This is a genomic window from Streptomyces beijiangensis (assembly GCF_017315755.1).
Classification (GTDB): domain Bacteria; phylum Actinomycetota; class Actinomycetes; order Streptomycetales; family Streptomycetaceae; genus Streptomyces; species Streptomyces beijiangensis.
In genome coordinates, this window is record NZ_JAFLRJ010000469.1 from 1 (window position 1) to 2251 (window position 2251).

At 71.9% G+C, this 2251-nt stretch carries 2 protein-coding genes; both read right to left on the reverse strand.

All coding sequences use genetic code 11. The features are described 5' to 3' along the window. Positions 1 to 81: 81 nt before the first annotated feature. On the reverse strand, positions 82 to 1686 hold the full coding sequence (locus tag J0695_RS34785; RefSeq protein WP_206968768.1) for a DUF3492 domain-containing protein: 1605 nt from the start codon (positions 1684 to 1686) through the stop codon (positions 82 to 84). Between the two features lie 192 nt (positions 1687 to 1878). Further along, on the reverse strand, positions 1879 to 2251 hold a 373-nt coding region (locus J0695_RS34790), incomplete at its 5' end, for an ABC transporter ATP-binding protein (protein WP_206968767.1).

Consider the following 2251-nt stretch of genomic DNA (forward strand, 5'->3'; position numbering starts at 1 on the left):
TGGGGGAGATTGAGGACCAGGATCCGGGGCGGAGCCCCGGGGCGGGGGCGAACCCTGGGGCTCCGTTCAGCTGGGCTCCCGTCACTGGTCCGCCCCCGCCCACGTCGGCACATGCGCCCCCGACGGCAACGGCCCCGCCACGTACAACTCCGCGGGATTCGCGAAGAGTTGCTGCGCCCCGCCCTTCCTTCGCACCGGACAGTGCGAGATGACATCGAGGTAAATGCCGTTAAATGCCACGAGGTTCTGTTCGACCGTGAAGAGTTCGAGCGCCCGCGCCCGCGCCGCCGCCCCCAGCCGGTCCCTGCGCTCCGGGTCCTTGAGCAGGGCGAGACACGCGTCGGCCAGGGCGCGCGGATTGCGCGGAGGCACCACAAGACCCGTACCGCCGATGACTTCGACCACCGCGCCGACGTCCGTCGAGACCGTCGCGCGACCGCAGAACATCGCCTCCACCAGGCTGATCGGGAAGCCCTCGACCACGCTGGAGAGCACGACGACCGCGGCGGATGCGTACGCGGCGGAGAGGTCCGGTGTCTCCGGGCCGCCGATCCCCTCGAAGGAGACGGGGTTGGAGCCGACCGCGTGCTGGTCGGCCGCCTCGTCGGGGAACAGTTGTGCCGCGAGGGCGCGACAGTGGGAGAGGTATGCCGCGCCCTCGGGTCCTTGGGCGGGGGCCCCGACGATGCGCAGCCGGGCCCCCGGTTCTTCTTTGCGTACCTCCGCGAACGCGTGGAGGAGCGCGATGAGGTCCTTGGACGGGTCGATACGGCCCACCCAGACCAGCGTGTCCGTCTCGCCCGGGTCCTCCGCGTCGCCCACCGCCGCGAAGCGGCCGGCCTCCATGCCCGGGTAGACCGTGCGCAGCTTCGCGCGGTCGGCGCCGCACTTCTCCTGCCAGCGGCGGGCGTGGGTGTTGCCGGGGGTGATGACGGCGGCCTGCTCGTACACCTCGGCGGCCAGCCTGCGGTGGAAGGAGGTGATCAATGCCCGCACCGGGGCGGGCACTTGGTCCGCCGCGAGGTCCAGGTAGTGGGTGCGAAGCCGGACGCCGTACTCGGTGACCAGGAGCGGCACCCCGAAGAAGCGCTTGGCCAGCAGACCGGGGAGCGCGGCGGAACCGCCGGACGTGGCATGGCAGAGGTCGACGGCGCCGAGGCTGTCCTCGTCGTACCAGTCGCCCAGCGAGAGGGGCCGCAGCGCGCGCTCCAGGAGGGCGGCGAAGGCGAGGTGGTCGGGGACCCTGGCGGCCTGGACCGTGCGGTTCGCGCCGGGCGTGCGGCAGGCGGATTCGAGGATGCGTATGGCCGCCTCGGAGCGGAGCGCCCCGGGAAGGCCGCCGTACTCCAGGGCGAGTTCGGCAAGCCCGTAGAGGCCCGACGCGAAGTTCCCCCCTTCGCCGCAGATCGCGGCGGCGAGGTCCTTGAAGTGCCCGGCGAAGCGGCGGCGTTCACGGCGGCCGTACGTGAGGCCGTCGTCGTCCTGCGACCAGAGCGGCGCGGTCCGCACCAGATGCACCTGGGGCGGCAGCGCGATCCAGCCGCGCGCCTCCTGGTCCGCGGTGCGGCTCAGTGCGTAGACGTCGAACTCGTGCTGCCCCAGTCCGCGCACCAGCCGGTCGCACCAGAGCCTGGACTCACCCGTCGCATACGGATATCCACCTTCCGTGAGCAGTCCGATCCGCAACCTGAACACCCCCGATCTCCCTTGACCGCGGCAGCCGTTGGTGGCGGCGACTCACAGCGGGACGACCGTAATCGGACAGACCGGTGGCGCGACGGACGGTTGTCCATCGCGCCACCAGAAGGGGTGAATCGTCGTAACTTTCCCGCCCCGTTGACGTTCCGTCGCGCTAGGGTGCGGTTTCGTCACGGTGCGTCAGGCTGCGGCCAGCTCCTTGCGGGCCGCTCGGCGCACGGCCGCGAGCGCGGGATCGAGGGCGGGGACGGCGGCGAGGAGCTGTCGGGTGTACGGGTCGCGGGGGTTCCCGTACACCTCGTCGACCGGCCCCTCCTCCACGATCCTGCCCTGGCGCATGACGGCGACCCGGTCGCTCACCTGTCGTACGACGGCGAGATCGTGCGCGATGAAGACGAGCCCGAGCCCGAGCTCCTCCTGCAACTCGGCGAGCAGGGCGGTCACTTGGGCCTGGGTCGTCACATCGAGCGCGGAGACGGCCTCGTCGCAGACGATCAGCGCCGGGTCCGCGGCGAGCGCCCGGGCGATCCCGACGCGCTGGCGCTGACCGCCG